Origin of the sequence: Microbacterium gilvum (assembly GCF_039543865.1) — a bacterium.
GTDB lineage: Bacteria > Actinomycetota > Actinomycetes > Actinomycetales > Microbacteriaceae > Microbacterium > Microbacterium gilvum.
In genome coordinates this window covers 1,109,474-1,134,444 of the sequence record NZ_BAABKO010000001.1, presented here as the reverse complement: position 1 = coordinate 1,134,444, position 24,971 = coordinate 1,109,474, and the positions used below count along the sequence as shown (strand labels likewise).

The window sequence follows — 24,971 nt, the reverse complement described above, 5'->3', positions numbered from 1 at the left end:
ACGGCCGGGCATATCCTGGGGCGATGAACTCCCTCCGTCCCCTCGGCCAGTCCGCCAAGCTCCAGAACGTTCTCTACGAGATCCGCGGGGCGGCACTGGCGGAGGCGACGCGCCTGGAGGCGGATGGCCACTCGATCCTCAAGCTCAACACCGGCAATCCTGCGATCTTCGGGTTCGAGGCCCCCTACCAGATCGTGCGCGACATGATCGAGGCGGTGCCGTACGCCCACGGCTACAGCGACAGCCGCGGCATCCTGCCCGCGCGGCGCGCCATCGTCAGCCGCTATGAGGAGACGCCGGGCTTCCCGCACGTCGACCCCGACGACGTCTACCTCGGCAACGGGGTGTCCGAGCTCATCACGATGACGATGCAGGCGCTCCTCGACGAGGGCGACGAGGTGCTCATCCCCGCGCCCGACTACCCGCTGTGGACGGCGATGACGAGCCTGTCCGGCGGCACCCCCGTGCACTACCTGTGCGACGAGGAGAACGGCTGGCAGCCCGACCTCGAGGACATCCGCTCGAAGATCACCCCGCGCACCAAGGCGATCGTCATCATCAATCCCAACAACCCGACGGGCGCCGTCTACAGCAGGCAGCTCCTCGAGGGGCTCACGCAGATCGCGCGCGAGCACTCTCTGCTCGTCCTGTCCGACGAGATCTACGACCGCATCCTCTTCGACGACGCCGTGCACATCCCCACGGCCACCGTCGCCCCCGACCTCCTCGTGCTCACGTTCAACGGCCTCTCGAAGACCTACCGCGTCGCGGGGTACCGGTCCGGCTGGATGGTCATCACGGGCCCCAAGACGCACGCCAAGGGGTTCCTCGAGGGAATCCAGCTGCTCGCCTCGACGCGCCTGTGCGCCAACGTCCCCGCGCAGCACGCCGTGCTCGCCGCCCTGACGGGCGTGCAGTCGATCGACGCGCTCATCGCCCCCACGGGGCGCCTGCACGAGCAGCGCGACGTCGCGTGGCAGAAGCTCGAGGCCATCCCGGGCGTCTCGTGCGTGCAGCCCAAGGGGGCGCTCTATGCGTTCCCGCGCCTCGACCCCGAGGTGCACGAGATCCGCGACGACAAGCAGCTCATCTACGACCTGCTCGTCTCCGAGCACATCCTGCTCGTGGAGGGCACCGGCTTCAACTGGCCCACGCCCGACCACCTGCGGGTCGTGACGCTCCCGGAGGCGCGCGTGCTCAGCGAGGCGATCGAACGGCTCGGCAACTTCCTCGCGTCGTACCGTCAGGCCTGATCACAGGATCCGGATGTCGGTGGCGCGCCATCGCCCGTCGAGCCCCTCGAGCCGCAGGGCGATGGCGCGAGTGCGATCGGGCATCGCGACCACCACGACGCTCTCCACGACGCCGTCGGCCGGCTCCATGGACCGCATCGTCCGCACCGCGAAGACCGGCCGGTGGGAGGGGATGCGCCGTGCGCTGCGCGCCCGTCGCGACAGGTTCGCCCGGGTGACGAGGGCGAGGTAGGCGTCCTCCGAGAGCCACCGCGCGAGCTGATCGGGGTCACGGGCCCCCGACAGCACCTCGAGCACGCCGCGCGTGAGCGCCTCCACGAGCGGATCCGGATCGGGGAGATCCGATCGCGCCGTGCGCTGCGGCGCGAACAGATCGTCGACGTCGACGGCGCGCGCCGGACGCCGGCGGTGCGGTGCTTCGGCGGCATGCGGGGACATGGGGACGCCTTTCATGAGAGCGCGGGGAGAGAGTGGGGCGAGTGAACCAGCCGCCGTCGCCGAGTCGGAACACCGCATAGAAGCCTGTGGAGAGGCCTCCTCGGGCAGCTGTCGTTTCGCCTACGCTCACGCAGATGCGCTGGGAACGATTCTTCGAGGACCTGGAAGACCAGCTCGCTGCGGAGTGGGAGGCCGAGCGGGCGGCCCTCGACTCCGAGGCGGAGCGGGTGCGCGTCGCGCGCCTCGAGCTGCGATCGCGGCTCGTCGCGCTCGCCGCCGCCCCCGCGCCGTCGGTCTCCCTCGAGATGTCGGACGGGTCGGCGATCGACGCCACGATCGACGCCGTCGGCGCCGACTGGATGGCCGTGCGTGCTCGCGCGACGGGCAGCGAGGCGCAGGGGGCGATCGTCGTCCTCCCCTTGCGGGCGCTGCGATCCCTCGGCGCCGCGCACGGCGAGGTGCTGCGCAGCGCGCGGCCGTCGCCGCCGGAGGGACGCCTCGCACAGCGGATCACGTTCGGCTTCGCCCTGCGCGATCTCGCACGCCGTCGCGTTCCCGTGGTCGTCGGCGTCGTATCGGGGCGCGCCCTCACCGGGACGCTCGACAGGGTCGGCGCCGACCACCTCGATCTCGCGGTGCACGACGCCGGCTCGCCGCGCCGCGCGTCGGAGGTCACGGGCTACCGCGTGATCGCCTTCGAGGCGGTGGCGTGGGTGCGGGTCGATGCGAGCTCCGGGGTCGTGGAACCCTGAGCAGGACAGGTCGTGCCCGGCACAGTCCAGGTCGTGCCCGGGTCGTCACCGTTCGCGACGGGGCACCCAGAGCTCGGGGAAGCTGGCGGCGTTCGACTCGCGCCACAGTGCACGGCGCCGACTGTCCTCGTGCTGCTCGACGAGATACTCCTCGACGCTCGCGCGCTCGACGCGCCAGCGCGCGGGCGCGCCGAGGCGGGCGCCCCGCAGGCGTCCGGCGGCGATCAGCTCGAGGACCTCGTCGGGCTCGAGGTCGAGCAGTTCGGCCACCTGCGCGGGGGAGAGGTAGCGCGAGGCGGGTGCTTCGGGCATGACACGATTATGGGCCGCTGCGGCCCTGGCCTCCAGGGGCGCGGCGCGTTGTGGATAACTTTCACGGGCGGACGGCGGATCGGCCACCATGGCGGTCATGATCTCCCCGTCTCCGCGCCGCGCACCCGGTGAGCAGGCGCCCCGTGCACCGCGGACGTTCTGGACCGATGCCCGGTTCTTCATCGGCCTCGCCCTCATCACCGTGTCCGTCGCGGGGGTGTGGTGGGTGGTCGCCGCGGCACGCCAGACGACCCCCGTCCTCGCCGCCTCGTCGACCATCGTGCCGGGGCAGGCCGTCACCGCAGCTGACCTCGCGGTCGTCGACGTCGCGCTCGGGTCCGCTGTGGACGGCTACCTGGCTCCGCATGAGCTGGAGGAGGGCGTCGTCGCGAACCGCACGATCGCGGAGGGCGAGCTCGTGCCGAGCGCCGCCGTCTCCTCCGCCGAGAGCTCCGCCGTCACGACGGTCGTCGTTCGCAGCGCGGTCGACGTTCCCGGCGCGGTCGAGCCGGGAACGCCCGTGGAGCTCTGGAGCGCGCCGCTGCTGGACGGCGGCGTCTACGACGACCCGCGCGTGCTCGTCGCCGACGCCGTGGTGGGCGCGGTCGCGCGGGAGGACACGGTCATGGGCGCCTCCGGCGCGTCGATCGAGCTCGTCGTGGGCCGCGACGACGTCGCGGCCGTTCTCGCTGCGGTCGCCTCGGGGGCGGCGCTGTCCGCCGTGCCGCAGGCGGCGCCGTGAACGTCATCGTGGCGCTCCCTCCTGCGCTCGCCGCCCGGCTCGCCGCCGATCTCGAGGACGCGGGTCTCGCGGTGATCGCGACGATCGCCCCTGACGAGACCGCCGCGGCGCTCGGCGATCCCGCGTCGCCGCTGTGGGATGCGCTCTCCCGCGCGGAGGCGATCGTCGTCCCGTCTTCTCGCGGGGTCCTGACAGCCGGTCTCATCGGCGCCTGCGATCGTCACGGCGTGCGCGTCGTCGCCCTGGCCGACCGCTCCTCCGACGTGCGCATCGCCCGGGCGTTCGGCATCGCGGAGCCCCTGCCCTCGACGGCCGACGGGTGGCGGATCGCCGCGGCCGTCCGAGACGGCCTCGTCGCCGAGCCGGGCAGGCGGACGACTCCGGGCGCCGTCGTGGCGGTGTGGGGCCCGCACGGGGCGCCGGGGCGGACGACCACGTCGATCGAGCTCGCGGTGGAGACGGCGAGGCGGCGCGGCCACGTCGCGCTCGTCGACGCCGACACGCACGCTCCGTCGGTCGCGATCGCGCTCGGGCTCGCCGACGAGGGGCCCGGCTTCGCCGCCGCCTGCCGTCAGGCGGAGGTCGGCGCGCTCGACGCCGCAGAGCTCACCCGGCTCAGCATCCCCGTCGGGGGCGCCGACGGGGTCGTCGACGTGCTCACGGGGCTCAACCGGGCCGGGCGCTGGCCCGAGCTGTCGGAGCGCCGGGTCTCGGCGGCCCTCGACGCGTGCCGATCCTGGGCGGATCTGTCCGTCGTCGACGTCGCCGCCTCGCTCGAGGCCGACGAGGAGATCTCCAGCGACCTCGTCGACGGCCCGCGACGCAACGCCGCCGCGCAGGCCGCGCTCCGGGAGGCGGATGTCGTCGTCGCCGTCGCGTCGGCCGATCCCGTCGGCATCGCCCGGTTCCTGAGAGGGTACGCCGAGCTGCGGGCAGTCGTGGGCACCGCTCCCGTGCACGTCGTCGTGAACCGCCTCCGATCCGGCCCGCTCGGCATCGACCCGCGCGGCCAGGTGAGACGCACGCTCGACCGCTTCGCCGGCATCGCGGAGGTGCACTTCCTGCCCTACGACGGGCGCGCGGCCGACGCCGCCATGCTGCAGGCGAGGCCCGTGGGCGAGATCGCGCCGAGGTCGGCTCTGTCGCAGGCCGTCCGGCGCGTGGCGGCGCGCGTGGCGGAGACGGCGCTGCCGGTCGCGGGGCGCGCGCCCGCATAGACTCGTCGCGTGTCGACCCTCAGCGATCTCGTCTCCGCCCAGGGCCGTTCGAGCGAATCCGACATCGAATGGCTGCACCGTCTCGCCGGGGACGGCCAGCTCCTCGCCGACCTCGCGTCCGCCGACATCGTCGTCTGGGTGCCCACGGCCGACGAGTCCTTCGTCGCCGTCGCGCACACGCGGCCCGGCGGTGCGGCGACGCTGTTCTACCGCGACATCGTCGGTGGCCGCGTGCGTCCGCAGTGGCAGGCGCAGGTGCGCGACGCGTTCCAGAGCGTGCGCATCGTCGACTCGTCCTCGCCCGAGTGGTTCGAGGAGACGCCGACGCGCGTGCGGGCCGTGCCCATCGCCATCCACGAGGACGGCGGCCTGCACGCCATCGGCGTGCTGACACGCCACACCAACCTCGGCGACGTGCGGACGCCGTCGCGCCAGCAGATCACGTTCAACGACTGCGCCGACGACCTGTTCGGCATGATCGCGACGGGCGACTTCCCGGACCTCTCCGCCCCCACCGGCCCTCGCCGCGGCGCTCCGCGCGCGGCCGACGGCCTCATCCGCCTCGACGTCGACGGCATCGTGACCTTCGCGAGCCCCAACGCCCTCTCCGCGTTCAACCGCATCGGCTTCGCCGACGAGCTCGAGGGGGAGTCCCTCACGGAGGTGACCGCCCAGATCCTCCCCGCCTCGTGGGACACCGACGAGCGGCTCCCGATCCTCACCTCCGGCCGGCAGCCGTGGCGGAGCGACGTCGAGGCGCGCGGCGTGACGGTGTCCCTCCGCGCCATCCCGCTCAAGGACCACGGGCACCGCACGGGCGCCATCGTGCTGTGCCGCGACGTCAGCGAGCTGCGCAGCCAGGAGCAGGAGCTCATCACCAAGGACGCGACGATCCGGGAGATCCACCACCGCGTCAAGAACAACCTGCAGACCGTCGCCTCGCTGCTGCGCATCCAGGCGCGCCGCACGTCGTCCGACGAGGCGCGGGAGTCGCTGCTCCAGGCGATGCAGCGCGTGGCCGCCATCGCCGTCGTGCACGACACGCTGTCGGAGGGCCTCGCCCAGAACGTCGACTTCGACGAGGTGTTCGCCCGCGTGCTCCGCCTCGTCGCCGAGGTCGCCGCGGCGCAGAACACCGTCGCCCACACGCGCACCACGGGGAAGTTCGGGACGCTGCCGAGCGCGTATGCGACGCCGCTCGCGCTCGCGCTCACGGAGATCGTCACGAACGCCGTCGAGCACGGTCTCGCCGGACGCGAGGGAGACGTCGAGATCGTCGCGGAGCGCGACGACGACGTGCTGGAGGTGCGCGTGCGCGACACCGGCAGCGGCCTCCCCGACGGGCAGGTGGGGCGCGGCCTCGGCACGCAGATCGTGCGGACCCTCATCCAGGGCGAGCTGTCGGGGACGATCGACTGGTCGAGCATCGACGAACCGGAGACGCCGTTCCACGGCGGCACCCAGGTGACCATCTCCGTCCCGCTGCGCTGGCTGCGCGGCTGACGCCGGCGGCAGACGCGAAGAAGCCCCGCCGAGGCGGGGCTTCTTCGAAGGGAGTGGCGCCGCGTCAGCTGGCGCGGCGGGCGCGGGCGGCGCGGCGCTTCAGCGCGCGGCGCTCGTCCTCGCTCAGACCACCCCAGACGCCCGAGTCCTGACCGGTCTCGAGGGCGTACTGGAGGCAGACCTCCGTGACCGTGCAGCGCGCGCACACCGACTTCGCCTTCTCGATCTGGTCGATCGCCGGGCCGGTGTTCCCGACGGGGAAGAACAGCTCGGGGTCGACGGTGAGGCAGGCGGCCTTGTCGCGCCAGTCCATAGGGATGCTCCTTGCGGGGTGGGGTTTCTCAGGGAAAGCACAGCGTGGGATTGCGGGTGGATTTACGCTGGATGTGCGACGGACCCTCGGGGCCTCGCCCCACCGCGCTGTGGGAAACACACCGTTAACAATTGTCATACACGCGTCGATTTCGGGCAAGGGTTTTTTCTGGCCGTTCCCTGATCGTCGGCGGGCGGTGCGTGCCGAGAACGAGGAGAGGGCATGCGTGCGGGAGTCGCCGGACGGATCGCGTCCCTCCTCGTCGGCATCGAGGCAGCGTGCGTGCTCGCCCTCGCCGGATGGCAGGTCGTCGCGCTCGGTTCGGCCGATGTGACGTCGTATCCCTCGGCGATCGCGCTCCTCGTGCTGACGCTCGTCGGAGCGGCCGCCGTCGCGGCGTTCGCGGTGGGCATCGCGCGCGACCGGTCGTGGGCGCGATCGGGGGCGATCGTCGTGCAGCTGCTCGTCGTGGCCGTCGCGATCGGCGCCGCCACGGGCGAGTTCGCCCATCCCGGGACGGCCGTCGCGCTCGCCGCTCCCGCCCTGGGGGTCTTCGCGCTCCTCCTTCTGGCGGTGCGCGACGCGGGGCGCGCTCCTCAGTCCTGAGCGCTGGCCGGTCGGACGCCCCGCTCGATCAGCTCGTGCGCGAGCAGCGTGCTGCCGGCCACGGCCGCGGGCATCGTGACGATCGCCGCGAGCGGGATCATGAGGAGCAGGTGCGTCGCCACGCCGAAGCCCCACACGCGCCCGCGTGACGCGCGGCGCAGCGCCCGTCGCGCCGGGCCGTCGAGGCCTCGGGCCGACAGTGCGCGCGTCGTGAGCTCGTCGGCGAGCACCCAGCCGCTCAGCGAGGCCCCTGCGACCGCCGCGAGCACGGCACCCGCGACAGGCACGAAGCCGAGCGCCACGGAGAGGACGGCGATCGCGAGACCGCGCGCGATGAGCGACACGGCATCGCCGGCCGCGCGCACGAGGCCGTAGCGCGCCTCCGGCACGTCTCCTGTGCGCCTCTCCTCGACCGATCGCCAGACGCGGTCGTAGAAGGGCTCTCCGATGAGCAGCGTGAGGGCCGTGAACGTCGTGACGGCCACGACGACGCCTGCCGCAAGGACCGCGACGCCGATGAGGACGCGGAGGGCGCCCGCCCAGAACGCCGCCCAGGCGTCGGCCCACGGCGTGAGCGCCTCGACGATCGCGGGCAGGAACGCGCCCAGCGCGACGAGCCCCGCGGCCATGAGGGCCCCGACGATCGCCGCCGGGATGAGCGCGGTGGCCATCACCCGCGGGCGCACGGCCCACCATCCGAATCCGTTCAGCAGCAGGCGCGCGCCGTGGAGCAGCTCGTTCACCCCTCCATTGTCGCCGCAGCGCGGTGCCCGTCGTCGGGCTCCCACCGCAGGATGTCGCCCGGCTGGCACTCGAGCGCCGTGCACAGGGCGTCGAGGGTCGAGAACCGCACGGCCTTGGCCCTCCCGTTCTTGAGCACGGCGAGGTTCGCCGGTGTGATCCCGATCCGGTCGGCGAGAACGCCCACCGGCATTTTGCGGCGCGCGAGCATGACGTCGATGTCGATGACGATCGCCATCAGATGACCCCGCCGAGCTCGTCGCGGAGTGCGCGGGCCTCATCCTCGCGCGCGATCGCCTGGCGCAGCAGCGCCTTGAGCACGACGACCAGCAGGGCCATCCCGGCGAGGACGACCGAGGCGCCGCAGATCAGCCCGACGACGCCGGGAGCGGTGCCGCCGGGGGCGAGGAGCACGGCGAGTGCGAGGAGCAGTGCCGATGCCGCGACGACCGCGCCCGTGATGACGTCGACGTCGCGGAACGAGCGCTCCTGGAAGATCGAACCGCGTCGCACGCGCGTCAGCAGGCGCCAGACGCACACCGCGAAGACCTGCATGGTGCCGACACCGGCGACGGCGATCGCCGTGACCGCGATCCGCGCCGCGGGCGGCGCCGCGTCGAGGTCCTGCCAGAGCAGCGGCACGAGCACGGCCTGGACGATCAGGGAGCCCGCGAGTGCGAGCGCGATGACGACGCGCAGGATGGCGATGGCCGTTCGCCCCATGGCACCTCCAGATCGAGAATCGAGAAGAAGCTATCGATAAACGATAGATCACCGTGAGATCTCTGTCGAGAAGTCTCCGGGGAATACGCCGTCGCGCTCGGTGTTGTGCTTGATACACTCCGACTCAAGTTCCATTCTTGATGCGGAACGACGCAACTTCGAAGGAGAGACCGGGACATGCCCGAGAACAACTTCCCGCAGGACGGGCCGAGCTCGTTCGACGAGTTCCTCGCGCGGTATCTGCAGGGCGAGCGCGCTCGCGCGAGCCGCTCCATCGACCTCAGCCGCTTCCTCAGCGCGCGCACGCAGGAGCTGCTGCAGCGCGCGGGCCGCTTCGCCCTGCAGCGGGGGCAGCACGAGCTCGACGCGCTGCACGTGCTCCGCGTGCTCGCCGACGATCCCGCCGTGGCCGACGCCGTCGGCCGGGTCGGAGCCGACCCGGCGGGGATCGCGCGCGCCGCGGAGGAGCGGCTCCCGCGCTCAGGCGAGCCCGCCGACGTCGACGCCGCGAGCGTCACGCAGGCCGTGCAGCGCGCGCTGTTCCACGCGTTCCAGGTCGCGCGGTCGTCGGGCTCCACCTATGTCGACCCCGAGCACCTCTTCTTCGCGCTCGTGCTCGCGCAGGACTCCCCATCCGGGCAGATCCTCGCGCGTGCCGGCGTGACGGCCGAGGCGCTGACGCAGGGTGCGCGCGAGGCTGTCGGCCCCCAGGGCGCCTCGTCCGCGCCGGCGGAGACCGCCGCGCAGGCAGGGCAGTCGCTTCTCGAGCGCTTCGGCACCGACCTCACCGCGCGGGCGCGCGAGGGCGCCCTCGATCCCGTGATCGGCCGTGCCGACGAGATCGAGCAGACGATCGAGATCCTCTCGCGCCGGACGAAGAACAACCCCGTGCTCGTCGGCGAGGCCGGGGTCGGCAAGACCGCGATCGTCGAGGGGCTCGCCTCGGCGATCGTCGCGGACGCCGTCCCCGAGCAGCTCCGCGGCACGCGCGTGATCGCGCTCGATCTGCCGGCGATGCTCGCGGGCACGCGGTACCGCGGCGACTTCGAGGAGCGCCTCACGAAGACGCTCGACGAGATCGCCGCGCACGAGGGCGGGCTCGTCCTCTTCGTCGACGAGATCCACATGCTCGTCGGCGCGGGCGGCAGCGGCGACGGCGCCATGGACGCCGGCAACATCCTCAAGCCGCGCCTCGCCCGCGGCGAGCTCCACCTCGTGGGTGCGACCACCCTCAAGGAGTACCGCGTCATCGAGAAGGACGCCGCCCTCGAGCGGCGCTTCCAGCCGGTCCGCGTGGGCGAGCCGTCCGTGCAGGACGCGGTCGCGATCCTGCAGGGGCTGCGCTCCGCATACGAGGAGCACCACCGCGTCACGTTCACGGACGACGCCCTGCGCGCCGCCGTCGAGCTGAGCGACCGGTATCTTCCCGAGCGCGTCCTCCCCGACAAGGCCATCGACCTCGTCGACCAGGCGGGGGCGCGTCTGCGCCTGCGTCTCGGCGCACCCGTCGACGCGCAGCAGCTCGTCGCCCGGCTCGCCGAGCTCGAGGCCGACAAGAACGCCGCCGTCTCCGCGGAGCACTACGAGGAGGCGTCGCGCCTGCGGGACGAGATCGCCGCGGTGCAGGGGCGTCTCGCGGAGGCGACCGGCCGTGCGGCCGGCGGCCCCGCCGTCGTCGGGGAGGCCGAGATCGCGGCCGTCGTGAGCCGCGCCACGGGGATCCCCGTGGCGCGGCTGGAGGAGACCGAGCGCGAGCGGCTCGCGGGCCTCGAGGATGCCCTGCACACCCGGGTGATCGGACAGCACGACGCCGTCGCCGCGGTCTCGCGCGCCGTGCGCCGCACCCGCACGGGCATGGGCGACGCCCACCGGCCGGTGGGATCGTTCCTCTTCCTCGGCCCGACGGGAGTGGGCAAGACCGAGCTCGCGAAGGCGCTCGCCGCGAACCTCTTCGACGACGAGGGCGCGGTCATCCGCTTCGACATGAGCGAGTTCGGCGAGCGGCACACCGTGTCGCGCCTGGTCGGCGCCCCTCCGGGATACGTCGGCTTCGACGAGGCAGGGCAGCTCACCGAGCGCGTGCGTCGCAACCCGTACTCGATCGTGCTGTTCGACGAGATCGAGAAGGCGCACCCCGACGTGTTCAACCTGCTGCTGCAGGTGCTCGACGACGGCCGGCTGACCGACGGTCAGGGGCGGACGGTCGACTTCCGCAACACGGTGATCGTCATGACCTCGAATCTCGGATCGGAGTTCCTCGCCTCGCGCGCGGGCGCCATCGGCTTCTCGGCCTCCGGCCGCGAGTTCGACGAGAAGGACCTCCGCGACCGCGTCATGGGCAGGCTGCGCGAGTCGATGCGGCCCGAGTTCCTCAACCGCATCGACGAGATCGTCCTGTTCCGCCGCCTCGACGAGGCGCAGCTCGCGCGGATCGTGGGACTTCTGCTCGACGCCACCCGCACGAGGCTCGCGCGCCGCGAGGTCGCGCTGGAGGTCACCGACGCGGCATCGGCCTGGCTCGCCGAGCACGGCTACGAGCCGGAGTTCGGCGCACGACCGCTGCGGCGACTCATCCAGCGCGAGGTCGACGACCGGATCTCCGACCTGTTCGTGTCGGGCGAGCTGGCAGACGGCGGCGCGGTGCGCGTCGACGCCGACGGCGACGGCATCCGGGTGACGGCGGCCGTGCCCGCCATGCAGTAGGGTGGCGGCATGACCGGGCGTTGGTATGCGTATGACGAGTCGGCTCCGGAGGGGCCGATCGCGATGTAGCGCATCCCACCCCTCCCGAGCCGACAGGGCAGAGCGAGAGCTCTGCCCTGCGCCGTTTCCGGCGGGCTCTGCGAGGGTCCGCCCCGATCAGGACAGGACCCGCCATGCACACCCTCGAGGCCTCCGACCTCCGCGTCACCTCGTTCACCCCCCTCCCGAGCCCTGCAGGTCTCGCGGCCGACCTCCCCGCGTCGGCCGCTCAGACGGATGTCGTCGTGCGCGCCCGCGACGACGTGCGTGCCGTCATGGCCGGCCTCGACGACCGCCTGCTCGTCGTCGTCGGGCCCTGCTCCATCCACGATCCCGACGCCGCGCTCGACTACGCGCGCCGGCTGCGGGCGGCCGCCGACCGGCACGCGGGGGAGCTGCTCGTCGTCATGCGCACCTACTTCGAGAAGCCGCGCACGACGGTGGGCTGGAAGGGCCTCATCAACGACCCGCACCTCGACGGGAGCCACGACATCGTGGCGGGGCTGCGGATGGCCCGGCGCTTCCTCCTCGACGTGACCGCCCTCGGGCTCCCCTGCGCGACGGAGTTCCTCGAGCCGATCAGCCCGCAGTACATCGCCGACCTCGTGGCGTGGGGCGCGATCGGCGCGCGGACGACCGAGAGCCAGATCCACCGGCAGCTGGCGTCGGGCCTGTCGATGCCGATCGGGTTCAAGAACGGCACCGACGGCGGCCTGCAGGTCGCGCTCGACGCGTCGCTCGCCGCCTCCGCCCCGCAGGCGTTCCTGGGGATCGGCGAGGACGGCCGGGCGAGCCTCGTCACGACGACCGGGAACCGCGACACCACGGTCATCCTGCGAGGAGGCGCGGACGGGCCGAACGCGGATGCCGCCTCCGTCGCACGCGCGGCGGAGCGGATGTCCGCCGCGGGCCTCGCACCGCGCCTCGTCGTCGACGCGAGCCACGCGAACAGCGGCAAGGACCACGTCCGTCAGGCGGAGGTCGCGCGCGAGCTGGCCGACCAGGTGGCGCAGGGCGGCCCGATCGCGGGCGTCATGCTGGAGAGCTTCCTCGTCGGCGGCGCCCAGAGCCTCGACGTCGCGGCGGGACCGAGCGGCCTCGTGCGCGGCCAGAGCGTCACGGACGCCTGCATGTCGTGGGAGGCGTCGGAGGAGGTGCTCGCCGCGTTGGCGGGGGCGGTCATCCGCCGTCGTGAGCACACTGCTGAGGTGAACACCGGGATGAGCTGACGATCTGACCGGGTCTCCGTCTGCGTACTCAGTGTTCTGACAGGGAGGCGACATATTCTCGTAACCGGATGTGGATGGCCCGGGAGTTGCTGCTCCCGGGCCTCTTCCGTCTCCGCGGGCGTCACGAGCCGGACACACGGGCGGCGTAGGCTCGTACGGTGACGACGAAGATCGTGTTGGATGTCGATACCGGCATCGACGACGCCCTGGCCATCCTGACCGCGAGCCTCTCCTCCGAGATCGAGCTGCTCGGCTGCACCACGACGTGGGGCAACATCGACGTCGATCAGGCTGCGCGCAACACCGCGTACGTGCTCGACGTCGCGGGGCGCGTCGACGTGCCGGTGGCGAAGGGCGCCGCGGGGCCGTACGACGGGAGCGTCGCGGAGTTCTCTCCCGAGGTGCACGGTGCCGACGGCCAGGGAGGCAAGGCCGATCTCGCCTTCGCGCCCGCGCTCGCGGACGAGACGGCCGTCGAGATGCTGCTGCGCCTCAGCCGAGCGCACGAGGGCGAGCTCGAGATCGTCGCGGTGGGTCCGCTCACGAACCTCGCGCACGCGCTCGACGCCGATCCCGGGCTCGCCGGCCGCATCCGCGCCGTGACGATCATGGGCGGCGCGTCGTTCGTCCCCGGCAACGTGACGCCCGGTGCGGAGGCGAACATCTGGCACGACCCCGAGGCTGCGCAGCGCGTGTTCGAGGCGAGCTGGCCCGTCACCGTGGTCGGCCTCGACGTCACCATGCGCTCTCGGCTCGACGAGGACGACCGCTCCCGGCTCGCGGCGGGCGGCCGCGCCGGACGCTATGCGGCCGACATTCTCGACTACTACTTCGGGTTCTACGAGGGCGTGACGGGCGAGCGGAGCTCGGCCAACCACGACGCGCTCGCCGTCGCCGTAGGCTGCGGCCTCGTGTCGACCGTGGTCGCGCCCGTCGTGCACGTCGAGGTCGACACGACGCACGGACCCAACCGCGGCAGGACCGTCGCCGATCTCCGGGGCATGTGGCGCGGATGGCCGGAGATGGCCGGGGCGCGTCACCGCGTGGTGCTCGAGGTGGAACCGGGCTTCGAGGCGCGCATGATCGACCTCATCGCCGCCGCTCCCTGAGGCGCGGTCAGACGAGGAGGTAGAGCGCCCCGACGACCGTCAGCACGATGACCACGCGGTCGAAGAGGCGCTGGTCCATCCGCGCCGCGAGCCGGCGTCCCATGAGCGCTCCGACGATGACGGCGGGGACGAGCACGAGGTCGAGCATCAGCGACGACGGCGTGATGATCCCGAGCCCGATCGAGAACGGCAGCTTCGCGATGTTCACGATCGCGAAGAACCACGCCGAGGTGCCGAGGAACGCCTTCACGGGGAACTTCGCCGCGAGGAAGTACATGGACATGACGGGTCCGGCGGCGTTCGCGACCATGGTGGTGAACCCGCCCAGCGAGCCGTAGCTCCATGCCGCGACCGCGCCGGAGCCCACGGGCGCTTCGCCGCCCGTGCGCGCCTGGGCGCGCCGGCGCCACAGGGTCACGCCGACGACGAGGAGGAGCAGGACGGCGATGAGGCGGCGCACCCACCCGTCGTCCGCGACCGCGAGGAACGCCCATCCGAGGGCCAGCCCCACGACGACGGCGGGCGCCATCCGCACGATGACCCGCCAGTCGGCGTGCCGCCGGTAGGAGAGGAGCGCGAACATGTCGCCGACGATGAGCAGGAGCAGCAGCGTGCCGGTGGACTCCTTGGCCGGCAGGACGGCCGCGAAGAGCGCGACGGCGAGGGTGCCGCCTCCGGGCACCGCCGTCTTCGACAGCCCGACGACGAGGGCGCCGAGAGCGAGGATGGTCCAGACGAGCGGTGTCAGCTCGGCGATCACGCCTTCAGCCTGACGAGGCGCTCGTGACCGGTCTCCTCCAGCTCGGCGAGATCGTCGCGCGACTTCAGGAAGTCGGAGAACGAGCGGTATCCCAGGGCCTTCTCGCTGAACGAGGGGTCCATACGCCGGATGTGCTGCTTGACGGCCGAGCTGTGCAGCCACCCGGCGTCGTCGCCCTTGCCGACCCGCAGCGCGCGCTCGAGAAGGCGGCTCGCGGCCGCGTGCAGATCCTCGGGCGGCGTCTCGTCGAACGCGAGGAACGTCTCCGCCTCCTCCTGCTTGGGCTTGGAGGCGCGACGCGTGCGCGGCTTGGTGCGGGGCTCCTCCGCCTTCGCGTCGTCCGTCGGCTTGGCTTCCTCCGCCGTGGTGCCGTCGGAGGCCTTCTCCTCTGCCTTGGCCTTGGCGGGCTTCGGCGGGACGACGACCCCGGGGAGCGAGTCGTACGGCTCGAACTCGTCGCACGCGGCGGCGAGCGACTTCGCCGTCGAGCCGGCGACCCCGACGCCGACGACATAGCGTCCCAGGCGACGGCACCGCTGGGCGAGGGGCACGTAGTCGCTGTCGCCTGCGACCACGACGACGTGCGTGAGGTCGGGCAGCCGGAACATGTCCTCGACCGCGTCGACGGCGAGGCGGATGTCCGCGCCGTTCTTCGCGTAGGCGGCGGCGGGGAAGAGCTGGACGAGGTCGACGGCGCGGGCGACGAGCTGCTGGCGGTACACGGCGTTGACGGGGCTGGACCAGTCGGCGTATGCGCGCGTGAGCACGAGCGTCCCGTAGGACGACGAGTAGTCGAGGATCGCCCCGACGTCGACGGTGGCGCGGGCGAGGCGCTCGGCGATCTCGGGGTCCTGCGGGTTCTCGGCGATGCGGGCGCGATCGCGGCTGTAGGAGTTGCGGCCGTGGACCCGGTCGTACCACGACATCACGATGTTGTCGAAGTCGAGGTAGACGGCGACGCGGCCGTCCTCATGGCTCTCGGGCACGGCTGCTCCTGGAGATGGGGGACGGGGGCGCTTACGAGCGTAGCCGTGTCGGGTGCCGCGGCAGCGGTGCGCGCCGGTGCCCGGTCGGATGGGCAGCGCGGGGTTGTCGTCGTCGCGCACGGGACGGTAGCGTCGAGATCCCGCGGAAAGCGTTTTCTCTGCCTGTGAAACGTTTTGCACCGCATCGACGACGATGAGGAGTCCCGACATGATCCGACCATCCGCCCGTCAGGGGTGGGCAGCGCGCGCCGGAGTCGGCGCACTCGCCGCGACCCTGGCGGCGACGCTGCCCGGCGTCGTCGCGCACGCCGAGGGCGCCTCCCCGCCTCCCGCGGCGTCGTCGATCGCGCCTCAGCTCGAGCACCTCGATCGCGGGCTCGTCGCGGCGCAGACCGACGACGGCGTGTACCTCAGCTGGCGTCTGCTCGCCGAGGAGACCACGGGCGCAGGCGAGAACGGGATGGAAGGTCCTGACTTCGCGGTCTACCGCGACGACGTCCGCATCGCGACGGTCTCCGGCAGCACGAACCTCCTCGATGCCGACGGCGTCTCCGGCGCCTCCTACCGGGTCGTCCCCGTGGTGAACGGCGTCGAGCTGGCGAGCAGCGATGCCGTCGAGCCCTGGAACGGCGCCTCCGCGTCGCTCCCGCTGCAGAAGCCGGCGGACGGCGTGACGCCCGCAGGCGAGGCCTACACGTACTCGGCCAACGACATGTCGGTGGGCGACATGGACGGCGACGGCGACCTGGAGTACGTCGTGAAGTGGTACCCGTCCAACGCGAAGGACGTCTCGCAGGTGGGCTACACGGGCAACACGTACCTCGACACGTACGAAGCCGACGGCACGCTCCTGCATCGCATCGACCTGGGTGTCAACATCCGCTCCGGCGCCCACTACACGCAGTTCATGGTGTACGACTTCGACGGCGACGGCCGCGCGGAGATCATGACGAAGACGGCGCCGGGCACGAGCGTGACGGCGGACGGCGAGACCGACTACGTGACGATCGCGGCCGACGACGCGGCCGCCGGCGTCACCGACCAGGACGACTACCGCATGTCGGCCGAGGACTACCGGCTCCACCTCGTCGACGTCTTCCGGGGATGGTCGTCGCGCGACGAGGTCGTGTCCGGCCAGTGGCCGGCGAGCCTCGAGGAGGCCTTCGGCATCTCGCCCCAGTACGACTACCCGCTCTCGGAGGCGGACGCCGCCGCGCTCGTCGACCACTTCATCGACGTGTACGCGCCCAGCCGCTCGGCCCGCAACCAGCTGCGGAGCTTCGAGGGCTTCGTGCTCACCGGCCCGGAGTACCTCACCGTCTTCGACGGCGAGACGGGCGCCGAGCTCGAGACGGTCGACTACAAGCCGGGCCGCGACGACGACGGCCTGCTGTGGGGCGACTACGCCATGGCGCGCATCGAGCCGGGCAACCGCAACGACCGCTTCCTGGCTGGCGTGGCGTACCTTGACGGCGCGCATCCCTCCGCCGTCTTCGCGCGCGGCTACTACACGCGCTCGACGCTCGTCGCCTACGACTGGGACGGCGAGCATCTCGCCGAGCGCTGGTTCGTCGACAGCGGGCACGCTCCCATGGACAACCCGTTCAACGACTCGCCGCACGGCGTCGACGGCACGGATCCCGAGTTCGGCACGCTCACCACCCAGGGCTTCCACTCGCTCTCGGCGGCGGACGTCGACGGCGACGGCCGTCAGGAGGTCGTCTACGGCTCGGCGACCATCGACGACGACGGCTCGCTGCTGTACAGCTCGTTCGCCGAGATGCCGGAGGGCAGCGCGGCCCCCGGGACGTCTGCGCGCCTGGGCCACGGCGACGCCATGCACGTCACCGACATCCTGCCGGATCGCGAGGGCCTCGAGATCTTCACGGTCCACGAGGGCGGCACCTCGGCGCCCTACGGATGGGCGCTCCGCGATGCCGCGACAGGGGAGGTGCTCGCGGGGGAGTACTCCGGCAAGGACACCGGCCGCGGGATGGTCGGCGACATCGACCCGGATTCGCCCGGGCTCGAGTACTGGGCCTCGATGCCTCCTGGCAGCGCCGGCTCCATCGAGGGGCTCGGCACGAACCAGTCGATCCGGTGGGCCGCCGACGGCACGACCCAGATCGTGCAGGGCTACGGCGACGAGGAGGTCTCCATCGTCGACGGAGCGGGCGCCGTGCTGCTGCAGGCGGAGGGATCGCGCTCGAACAACGGCACGAAGGGCAACCCCTCGCTCGTCGCGGACGTGTTCGGCGACTGGCGCGAGGAACTGCTCGTGCGATCGGCCGACAGCACCGAGATCCGCATCTACCTGTCCACCGAGGTGACCGACCGCGCGCTCACGACCCTGCTGCACGATCCGCAGTATCGAGCGGAGGTGGCGCGGCAGAACACGACGTACAACCAACCGAGCTACACGAGCTACCGGCTCGCGTCCGACACCGACTTCGCCGACGTCCCCGTCTACACGACTGTCGTCTCCGCCCCCGCGCCGACGGCCGTCGACAAGCCTGGCAAGGGGTCGGACGGCTACGTCGTGCCGGATGCCGACGGCGTCGACTACTACGTCGACGGCGAGCTCGTCGCGCCGGGGTTCCACCGGGCCAAGGACGGCGTCGCCATCACCGCGGTCCCGCGGGCGTGGTACGCGCTCACGGGCGACGCGTCGTGGGAGCTCACGCTGCGCACCGGCCGCTGAGGAGGCCGGTCGGCGGCCGCCGGGGATGGTCCCGGCGGCCGCCGGCTCACCGCCGGGCCGCGTACTGCGCGCGCACGAGGGGCCTCGGGTCGGCCGCGAGCTCGGCGGAGAGCCGCACGGGCCATGACGGGCGCTCGCCGGTCAGAGCCCACGCCGCCTGCACGGCGGCGCCCAGCGCGACGTACTCGCCGGGCTCCGGGACGACGACGGGCGCGTCGAGAACCTGCGCCGCGACCGCCTGGACGGCGGGGCTCTGCACCGCGCCGCCCACGAGCAGCACGCGGCGCGCCTCCACGCCGTGCGCGCGGATGGCGTCGAGCCCCTCCGCGAGGCCGCACAGCACGCCCTCCACGGCGGCGCGCGCGAGATTCTCGCGCGTCGTCGCCGCGAGCGTCATCCCGAACAGCGTCGCGGTGGCATCGGGCAGGTTCGGCGTGCGCTCGCCCTCGAACCACGGCTGCAGCACGAGACCGCCCGCGCCCGGCTCTGCGGCGAGCGCGAGCCGGGCGAGCTCGGCGTGGTCGACGCCGAGCAGCGCGGCCGTCGCATCCAGGACGCGCGCCGCGTTGAGAGTCGTCACGATGGGGAGGAAACCGCCTGCCGCATCGGCGAAGCCCGCGACCGTCCCGGTCGCGTCGCGCACCGCGACATCCGTCACCGCGAAGACCGTGCCCGACGTGCCGATCGACACGCCGACGTCGCCCGCCCTGGCGTCGAGCCCGAGGGCGGCGCCGGCGTTGTCGCCCGCGCCAGCGGCGACGACGAAGCCCGGCCCGTCGACGTGCTCGGACGGCCCGAGCACGCGCGGCAGCACGATGTCCGCGCCGTCGCGACGCAGGGCCAGCGACAGCAGCTCGCGGTCGTAGGAGCCGCCGGCCGGATCGAAGTACGCCGTGCCGCTCGCGTCGGAGCGGTCGGTGACGAGCTCGTCGAGGACGGGTCCGAGGCGCGAGGCGCCCGCGGGCCCGTAGCCCCGCAGGCGCCACGTCAGCCAGTCGTGGGGGAGGGCCACGGCCGCCACGCGCCCGGCGTTCTCCGGCTCGTGGTCGGCGAGCCAGCGCAGCTTCGTCGCCGTGAACGAGGCGACGGGCACGAGGCCGGCGCGCTCGGCGAACGCCGCGGCGCCGACCTCGCGCGCGAGGTCGGCCGCGGCGGACGCCGAGCGCGTGTCGTTCCACAGCAGCGCGGGGCGGATGACCTCGCCCGCGGCGTCGAGCACGACCATCCCGTGCTGCTGGCCGGCGATCGACACGGCTGCGACGTCGTCGAGACCGCCCGCGTCGGCGAGGGCCGCGCGCAGCGCCGTCCACCAGTGCGCCGGATCGACCTCCGTCCCATCGGGATGGCCTGCGCGGCCCGTCCGGACGACATCGCCCGTGGCGACGTCGCGCACGACGACCTTGCAGCTCTGCGTGGAGGAGTCGACACCCGCGACGAGGGCCATCCGCTCGCCCCTCAGCGCGCGCCGAGCAGATGCTCGGTGGCGAGCTGCTGCAGGCGGACGAAGCCGAAGCCCTTGCCGCCGAGGTACGCGTCGGCGTCGAAGTCCTCGAACGCGGAGCGGTCGGCGAGGAGGTCGTCGTACGACTCGCCCGCGTTCAGGGTCGGCTCGGCGAGCTCGAGCACCTTCGCGCTCGCGAGCGCCTCCTGCACCTCGGGGTCGGCGCGGAAGGCCGCGGCCCGCTCCTTGAGGAGGAGGTAGGTGCGCATGTTCGCGGCTGCGGACTCCCACACGCCGTTCTCGTCCTCGGTGCGGCTCGGCTTGTAGTCGAAGTGGCGGGGGCCGTCATAGGCCGGCACGCCGCCGGGGCCGCCGTTCTCGAGCAGGTCGACGAGCGAGAACGCGTTGTGGAGGTCGCCGTGGCCGAAGACGAGGTCCTGGTCGTACTTGATGCCGCGCTGGCCGTTGAGGTCGATGTGGAAGAGCTTGCCGTGGAACAGCGCCTGCGCGATCCCGGCCGTGAAGTTGAGGCCCGCCATCTGCTCGTGGCCGACCTCGGGGTTGAGGCCGACGAGCTCGGGGCGCTCGAGCGAGTCGATGAACGCGATCGCGTGGCCGAGCGTGGGAAGGAGGATGTCGCCGCGCGGCTCGTTGGGCTTGGGCTCGATCGCGAACCGGATGTCGTAGCCCTTGTCGGTGACGTAGTCGCCGAGGAGGTTGACGGCCTCGCGGTAGCGCTCGAGCGCCGAGCGGATGTCCTTCGCGGAGTCGTACTCCGCGCCCTCCCTGCCGCCCCACATGACGAACGTCTGCGCGCCGAGCTCGGCGGCCAGGTCGATGTTGCGGAGCACCTTGCGCAGGGCGAACCGGCGCACCTGCCGGTCGTTGGAGGTGAAGCCGCCGTCCTTGAAGACGGGCGCGCTGAACAGGTTGGTCGTGACCATCGGCACGACGACGCCCGTCGTGGCCAGGGCGCCCTTCAGCCGGTCGATCTGCGTCTGCCGCTCGGCGTCGGAGGATCCGAACGCGAAGAGGTCGTCGTCGTGGAACGTCAGCCCGTAGGCACCGAGCTCGGCGAGCTTCTCGACCGCGTGCACGACGTCGAGCGCGGGCCGCGTGGGTCCGCCGAACGGGTCGGTGCCGTTGTAGCCGATGGTCCAGAGGCCGAACGAGAACTTGTCGGCCGGGGTGGGGGTGAGCGACATGGGGAATCCGCCTTCAACGTCGTCGGTGAAATGTTGTTGACTAGAACTTATCACCATCCGTGCCCGGCGAGCCACTCGGCGGCGAGAGCCGACCAGCCGGCGAGCGGTCCCAGCCCGACCGCGAGTCCCCTGCCGTGCTCGCCCTCGGCGTAGAGGTGCAGGTCGACGGGGACCTCGTGCAGCGCCAGCGCGCGGGCGTACGCGAGCGAGTGGGTCGGCGGAACGGCGCCGTCTTCGGCGGTGTGCCAGAGGAACGTCGGCGGCGTGCCGGCGTCGACGAGCCGGTCGGCGTCGACGGCCGCGCGCACGGAGCGCGACGCCCCCGGGCCGAGCAGCGCGACCGCCGAGCCCTCGTGGGGGAGATCGGTCATCGAGATGACGGGGTAGCCGAGCACGGCGAGGTCGGGGCGGTCGTCGAGCGCGTGCACGGCGCGCTCCGCCGCCGTCGGCGCATTCGACAGCATCGCCGCGAGATGGCCGCCCGCCGAGAACCCGACCACGCCCACGCGCGCGGCGTCGACGGCGCCGAACTCGCCGGCTCGCAGGTCGACGAGGGCGCGTCGTGCTGCGGCGACGGGCTCGGGATGGCGGTGCGGTGCGACGGGGTAGCGCAGCACGAGGGCGTGGACGCCGAGTCCGTTGAGCCACTCGCCGATCGCCTCCGCCTCGTGCGGGGCGTGGTGGTCGTAGCCGCCGCCGGGGAGGACGAGCATGGCGGCGCGCTCGCCGGCGTCGCGGGAGGCGGGAAGGAATCGCGCGGTCAATGGGCCCTCCATGGGTCGGACGGGTGTTGAGTTTTGTTCTGCAGGACGACAAACTAGCGCGCATGGGTCGACGACGAAGCCTGCGGTTCGCGGGGGCAGCCGCCGGGTGGCTCGAGGCGCTGCCGCTCGGGAACGGACGGCTCGGTGCGATGGCGTGGGGCGGCTTCCCCGCCGTGATCGACCTCAACGAGGAGTCCGTCTGGTCGGGCGGCCCGCTGCGGGACGAGGCGCAGCGCCCCGTCGGCGCGGTGGAGGCACGGCGTCTGCTCGAGGAGGCGCGGATCGCGGTCGACGCCGGGCGGGTCGACGACGCCACCGCCCTGCTGCAACGGCGCCAATCGGACTACGGACAGGCTTTCCTGCCGGTCGGCCGGCTCGTGATCGTGGGCGGAGACGAGGCGGCCGGCGTCGAGCGGGCGCTCGACCTCTCGACGGGCATCCATCGCGCGTCGTCGGGCGCCGTGTCGGCCGAGACGTTCGCGTCGGCTCCGGCGCACGTGGTCGTGCACGCCGTGACCGCCGCCGACGTCGCGCTCTCGTTCACCTCGCCCCTCGCCGAGACGGCGCGCTGTGAGGACGCCGACGGGCTCGTCGTGCGGCTGCGGGCGCCCCTCGACGTCGCGCCAGGGCACGAGCCGGCGCGTGCGGCCGCGATCTGGCCCGAGGGGCCGGGCGAGACCGTGGAGGCCGTCGTCGTCGTGCGCGCGCGGCTCGACGGAGATCGCATGCTCGTCGTCGTCGCGATCGAGTCGACGTACGCGGGGCCGACGGCGCCGCTGTCGTCGGCGGACGACGCCGAGCGCCGCGCTCGCGACCGCGTCGACGCGGCGCTCGCCGCGGGATTCGCGCGGCTGCGAGCCGAGCACGTCGCCGCCCACGGCGCGCTGTTCGACCGCGTCGAGCTCGACGCCGGCCCCGCGCGCCCCGGGACGACGCACGAGCGGATGGCCGCGGCGCGCGCGGCGGGCTCCGTCGCGGCGTCGGACCCCGATCTCGTCGCGACCCTGTTCGACTACGGCCGATACCTCCTGATGTCGTCCTCGCGGCCCGGCGGGCTCCCCGCGAACCTCCAGGGTCTGTGGAACGCCGACATGCGGCCGCCGTGGAGCTCGAACTACACGCTCAACATCAACACGCAGATGAACTACTGGGCGGCCGAGACGACGGCGCTCCCCGAGACGGTCGAGCCGCTCATCCGCTTCACCGAGGCGCTCGCCGAGCGGGGAGCCGTGACGGCCGCGCACGACTTCGGTGCTCGCGGCTGGGCGGCGCACCACAACAGCGACGCCTGGGCCTTCACCGCCGGCGTCGGCTGCGGCCACGGCGACCCCTCGTGGGCCTACTGGCCGTGGGCCGGGGCATGGCTCGTGCGGCACCTCGTCGAGCACGAGCGCTTCGGATCCGCACCGGAGGGCTTTGTCGAGGCGACGCTGCGTCCCCTCGCGCGGGGCGCGGCGGCGTTCGCGCTCGACCTGCTCGTCGAGCGGCCGGACGGCTCCCTCGGCACGCTGCCGTCGACGTCCCCCGAGAACCTCCTGCGCACGCGAGACGGCCGGGAGACGGCGCTCGGCGTCTCGAGCACGATGGACCTCGCGCTCGCCGCGGAGATCCTCGACACCGTGTGCGCGCTCGGGCCCGACGGCGACCCGCTCGTCGAGGAGGCCCGCGCCGCACGCGCGCGCATCCCCCCGGTCGCCGCGCGTGCGACCGCGCGCGGGGTCGTCGAGTGGGAGGGCGACCCCGACACCGTCGACCCGCACCACCGGCACGTCAGCCATCTGTATCCGCTCTTCCCCGGCGACGCGGCCGACGACGTGTTCGCGGCGGCGGCCGCGCGGTCGCTCGACCGCCGCGGGCTCGACTCGACGGGATGGTCGCTCGCGTGGAAGACGGCGCTGTGGGCGCGGCTCGGACGCGCCGATCGCGTCGGCGCGCTCGTCGAGCTGTTCTTCCGCGACGCACGCGGCGTCGAGGGGCGCGAAGCCGGCGGGCTCTACGCCAACCTGCTCGCGGCCCATCCGCCCTTCCAGATCGACGGCAACCTGGGATTCACGGCGGCCGTCGCGGAGTGCCTCCTGCAGAGCCATCGCGGCATCGTCGAGCTGCTGCCGTGCCTTCCGCCCGGGCTCGACGACGGCGCCGTCTCGGGGCTCGTCGCGCGCCCCGGCATCGTCGTGTCGCTCGTCTGGCGGCGGAGGGTGCTCGTCGAGGCGCGGCTGCGGGCGCTCCCGGGGCGCGGCGGAGCCGCGCGCGTGCGGCACGGCGGTGCCGATCACGACCTGGTGCTGTCGTCCGACGAGGACACGGTGCTCGCCGCCGCCGCGCCGTGAGCCGCCCGATGGCGCAGGCCGCCCGCGGCGAGCACGTAGGATCCCGGGAGGGATCGCGGCGCAGGGCGACAGGAGCGGGGATGGCGACCATCAGCGACGTCGCGAAGCTCGCAGGCGTGTCGATCAGCACGGTGTCGTACGCGCTGTCCGGCAAGAGATCGATCTCGCGCGCGACGCGCGAGCGGATCGACGCCGCCGTCGCGCAGCTCGACTACCGCCCCCACGCGGCTGCCCGCATGCTGGCGGGGGCCCGCACTCAGATCCTCGCTCTCAGCGCCCCGTTGCGGGCCGACGGCCACCTTCCCACCCACATGCGCTTCGTCTCCGCCGTCGTGGAGGCCGCGCGGCGACACGACCACGACGTCCTGCTGCTCGCGCGCGACGATGAGATCAGCGGCATCCGGCGCGTCGGCGCGTCGTCGCTCGTCGACGGCGTGGTCATGATGGGCGTGGCGGAGGAGGACGAGAGGCTGCCGCTCATCCGCTCGCTGGGGATGCCTGCGGCGTTCATCGGCATCCCCGAGCACGCAGAGGGCGTCGCCTGCGTCGACCTCGACTTCGAGGAGGCCGGGCGCGATGCCGTCGCCCGTCTGGCGGATGCCGGACACCGCGTGGTCGGGGTCATCGGGCATCCCCGTGGCTATGTCGAACGCCACACGGGGTTCATCGGGCGCTTCGACCACGCGCTCGGGGAGGCCGCAGTGCGACGCGGGATCCGGGTCGTGCGGCACTGGGCGGGCATCGAGCGCGGCTCGGGTGCCGAGGCCGTGAACGTCCTCCTGGGCGAGGCGCCCGACCTCACCGCGATCGTGTTCCACTGCAACGAGCCCGTGGTCGACGAGGCGATGCGCCGGCTCGCCGAGCGGGGCGTGCGGGTCCCTGCGGACGTGTCGCTCTACGCCGCCGCGGCGAGCTACGATCCCGCCCGGCTCTCGCAGGGGCTGAGCGGATCGACGCTTCCGATCGAGGAGATGGGCCGCCTCGCCGTCGACGACGTCCTCGCCGCGATCCGCGGCGAGGCGCCGGGCCCCCACCATCGCATCGCCCCGGTGTACATCGACCGCGGCTCGCTGGCGGGACCCCGCTCCGAGGACGTGCCGTGAG

Annotated in this window: 23 protein-coding genes; 12 read left to right on the top strand and 11 right to left on the bottom strand. The window is 72.9% G+C overall.

The window, feature by feature from the left end; genetic code table 11:
* Positions 1–23: 23 nt before the first annotated feature.
* Positions 24–1,253 (top strand): pyridoxal phosphate-dependent aminotransferase, encoded by a 1,230-nt coding sequence (locus ABD998_RS05555; protein ID WP_345436758.1) that lies wholly within the window; start codon positions 24–26, stop codon positions 1,251–1,253.
* On the opposite strand, the gene ABD998_RS05550 is transcribed toward ABD998_RS05555, so the two are convergent.
* Positions 1,254–1,691, bottom strand: coding sequence for an Rv3235 family protein (locus tag ABD998_RS05550; RefSeq protein WP_345436756.1), 438 nt, complete (start codon positions 1,689–1,691; stop codon positions 1,254–1,256). It abuts the gene before it with no gap.
* A gap of 134 nt (positions 1,692–1,825) precedes the next feature.
* Between ABD998_RS05550 and ABD998_RS05545 the strand changes: the two genes are divergently transcribed.
* Complete coding sequence (locus ABD998_RS05545) at positions 1,826–2,443, top strand: hypothetical protein (protein WP_345436754.1); 618 nt, start codon at positions 1,826–1,828, stop codon at positions 2,441–2,443.
* Positions 2,444–2,488: 45 nt separating this feature from the next.
* On the opposite strand, the gene ABD998_RS05540 is transcribed toward ABD998_RS05545, so the two are convergent.
* The gene (locus ABD998_RS05540) at positions 2,489–2,755 is read right to left on the bottom strand and encodes a helix-turn-helix domain-containing protein (protein WP_345436752.1); all 267 of its coding nucleotides are present in this window, start codon (positions 2,753–2,755) and stop codon (positions 2,489–2,491) included.
* 97 nt (positions 2,756–2,852) lie between these two features.
* Here ABD998_RS05540 and ABD998_RS05535 point away from each other — a divergent pair, with 97 nt between their 5' ends.
* The 3 genes from ABD998_RS05535 to ABD998_RS05525 are packed head-to-tail and all read left to right on the top strand — an operon-like array spanning position 2,853 to position 6,217.
* Positions 2,853–3,497, top strand: a complete 645-nt coding sequence (locus ABD998_RS05535) for an SAF domain-containing protein (protein WP_345436750.1) — start codon at positions 2,853–2,855, stop codon at positions 3,495–3,497.
* A complete protein-coding gene (locus tag ABD998_RS05530; RefSeq protein ID WP_345436748.1) occupies positions 3,494–4,714 on the top strand; it encodes an AAA family ATPase in 1,221 nt (406 codons plus the stop codon). The genes ABD998_RS05535 and ABD998_RS05530 overlap by 4 nt, the downstream gene beginning before the upstream one ends.
* Before the next feature lie 9 nt (positions 4,715–4,723).
* On the top strand, positions 4,724–6,217 hold the full coding sequence (locus ABD998_RS05525; RefSeq protein ID WP_345436746.1) for a sensor histidine kinase: 1,494 nt from the start codon (positions 4,724–4,726) through the stop codon (positions 6,215–6,217).
* 64 nt (positions 6,218–6,281) lie between these two features.
* Here the strand turns inward: ABD998_RS05525 and ABD998_RS05520 are convergent, their stop codons facing one another.
* Entirely contained in the window at positions 6,282–6,530 is a 249-nt protein-coding gene (locus tag ABD998_RS05520) for a WhiB family transcriptional regulator (protein ID WP_067025888.1), read from the bottom strand.
* A gap of 222 nt (positions 6,531–6,752) precedes the next feature.
* On the opposite strand from ABD998_RS05520, the gene ABD998_RS05515 reads away from it, so the two are divergent.
* On the top strand, positions 6,753–7,136 hold the full coding sequence (locus tag ABD998_RS05515; RefSeq protein WP_345436738.1) for a histidine kinase: 384 nt from the start codon (positions 6,753–6,755) through the stop codon (positions 7,134–7,136).
* Here ABD998_RS05515 and ABD998_RS05510 read toward each other — a convergent pair.
* From ABD998_RS05510 to ABD998_RS05500, 3 genes are read right to left on the bottom strand one after another with little or no spacing between them, the layout of a single operon-like run.
* Positions 7,127–7,879 carry an EI24 domain-containing protein gene (locus ABD998_RS05510; RefSeq protein WP_345436736.1) on the bottom strand — a complete coding sequence of 251 codons (753 nt, stop codon included), beginning with the start codon at positions 7,877–7,879 and terminating at the stop codon, positions 7,127–7,129. The two genes, ABD998_RS05515 and ABD998_RS05510, sit on opposite strands and share 10 nt — an antisense overlap.
* On the bottom strand, positions 7,876–8,115 hold the full coding sequence (locus ABD998_RS05505) for a helix-turn-helix domain-containing protein (protein WP_345436734.1): 240 nt from the start codon (positions 8,113–8,115) through the stop codon (positions 7,876–7,878). Before ABD998_RS05505 ends, ABD998_RS05510 begins: the two co-directional genes overlap by 4 nt.
* Positions 8,115–8,600 (bottom strand): DUF2975 domain-containing protein, encoded by a 486-nt coding sequence (locus ABD998_RS05500; protein ID WP_345436732.1) that lies wholly within the window; start codon positions 8,598–8,600, stop codon positions 8,115–8,117. Before ABD998_RS05500 ends, ABD998_RS05505 begins: the two co-directional genes overlap by 1 nt.
* Before the next feature lie 177 nt (positions 8,601–8,777).
* On the opposite strand from ABD998_RS05500, the gene ABD998_RS05495 reads away from it, so the two are divergent.
* The 3 genes from ABD998_RS05495 (at position 8,778) to ABD998_RS05485 (ending at position 13,680) form a co-directional block, all read left to right on the top strand.
* Complete coding sequence (locus ABD998_RS05495) at positions 8,778–11,303, top strand: ATP-dependent Clp protease ATP-binding subunit (RefSeq protein ID WP_345436730.1); 2,526 nt, start codon at positions 8,778–8,780, stop codon at positions 11,301–11,303.
* Between the two features lie 173 nt (positions 11,304–11,476).
* The gene (locus ABD998_RS05490) at positions 11,477–12,571 is read left to right on the top strand and encodes a 3-deoxy-7-phosphoheptulonate synthase (RefSeq protein ID WP_345436728.1); all 1,095 of its coding nucleotides are present in this window, start codon (positions 11,477–11,479) and stop codon (positions 12,569–12,571) included.
* A 158-nt stretch (positions 12,572–12,729) separates the two neighbouring features.
* Positions 12,730–13,680 carry a nucleoside hydrolase gene (locus ABD998_RS05485; RefSeq protein WP_345436726.1) on the top strand — a complete coding sequence of 317 codons (951 nt, stop codon included), beginning with the start codon at positions 12,730–12,732 and terminating at the stop codon, positions 13,678–13,680.
* Between the two features lie 7 nt (positions 13,681–13,687).
* On the opposite strand, the gene ABD998_RS05480 is transcribed toward ABD998_RS05485, so the two are convergent.
* Entirely contained in the window at positions 13,688–14,437 is a 750-nt protein-coding gene (locus ABD998_RS05480; protein ID WP_345436940.1) for a sulfite exporter TauE/SafE family protein, read from the bottom strand.
* Complete coding sequence (locus tag ABD998_RS05475) at positions 14,437–15,366, bottom strand: NYN domain-containing protein (protein WP_425562947.1); 930 nt, start codon at positions 15,364–15,366, stop codon at positions 14,437–14,439. The genes ABD998_RS05480 and ABD998_RS05475 overlap by 1 nt, the downstream gene beginning before the upstream one ends.
* Before the next feature lie 268 nt (positions 15,367–15,634).
* Here ABD998_RS05475 and ABD998_RS05470 point away from each other — a divergent pair, with 268 nt between their 5' ends.
* Positions 15,635–18,127, top strand: coding sequence for a rhamnogalacturonan lyase (locus ABD998_RS05470; protein WP_345436722.1), 2,493 nt, complete (start codon positions 15,635–15,637; stop codon positions 18,125–18,127).
* A gap of 46 nt (positions 18,128–18,173) precedes the next feature.
* On the opposite strand, the gene ABD998_RS05465 is transcribed toward ABD998_RS05470, so the two are convergent.
* Genes ABD998_RS05465 through ABD998_RS05455 form a run of 3 tightly spaced genes read right to left on the bottom strand, consistent with a single transcriptional unit; the run spans position 18,174 to position 21,537 of the window.
* On the bottom strand, positions 18,174–19,571 hold the full coding sequence (locus tag ABD998_RS05465) for a xylulokinase (protein WP_345436720.1): 1,398 nt from the start codon (positions 19,569–19,571) through the stop codon (positions 18,174–18,176).
* An 11-nt stretch (positions 19,572–19,582) separates the two neighbouring features.
* Complete coding sequence (gene xylA, locus ABD998_RS05460) at positions 19,583–20,773, bottom strand: xylose isomerase (RefSeq protein ID WP_345436718.1); 1,191 nt, start codon at positions 20,771–20,773, stop codon at positions 19,583–19,585.
* Between the two features lie 50 nt (positions 20,774–20,823).
* Positions 20,824–21,537, bottom strand: a complete 714-nt coding sequence (locus ABD998_RS05455) for an alpha/beta hydrolase (RefSeq protein ID WP_345436716.1) — start codon at positions 21,535–21,537, stop codon at positions 20,824–20,826.
* Between the two features lie 62 nt (positions 21,538–21,599).
* Here ABD998_RS05455 and ABD998_RS05450 point away from each other — a divergent pair, with 62 nt between their 5' ends.
* Both ABD998_RS05450 and ABD998_RS05445 read left to right on the top strand, forming a co-directional pair.
* The gene (locus ABD998_RS05450) at positions 21,600–23,867 is read left to right on the top strand and encodes a glycosyl hydrolase family 95 catalytic domain-containing protein (RefSeq protein WP_345436714.1); all 2,268 of its coding nucleotides are present in this window, start codon (positions 21,600–21,602) and stop codon (positions 23,865–23,867) included.
* 80 nt (positions 23,868–23,947) lie between these two features.
* Positions 23,948–24,970, top strand: a complete 1,023-nt coding sequence (locus ABD998_RS05445; protein ID WP_345436712.1) for a LacI family DNA-binding transcriptional regulator — start codon at positions 23,948–23,950, stop codon at positions 24,968–24,970.
* Position 24,971 lies beyond the last annotated feature (1 nt).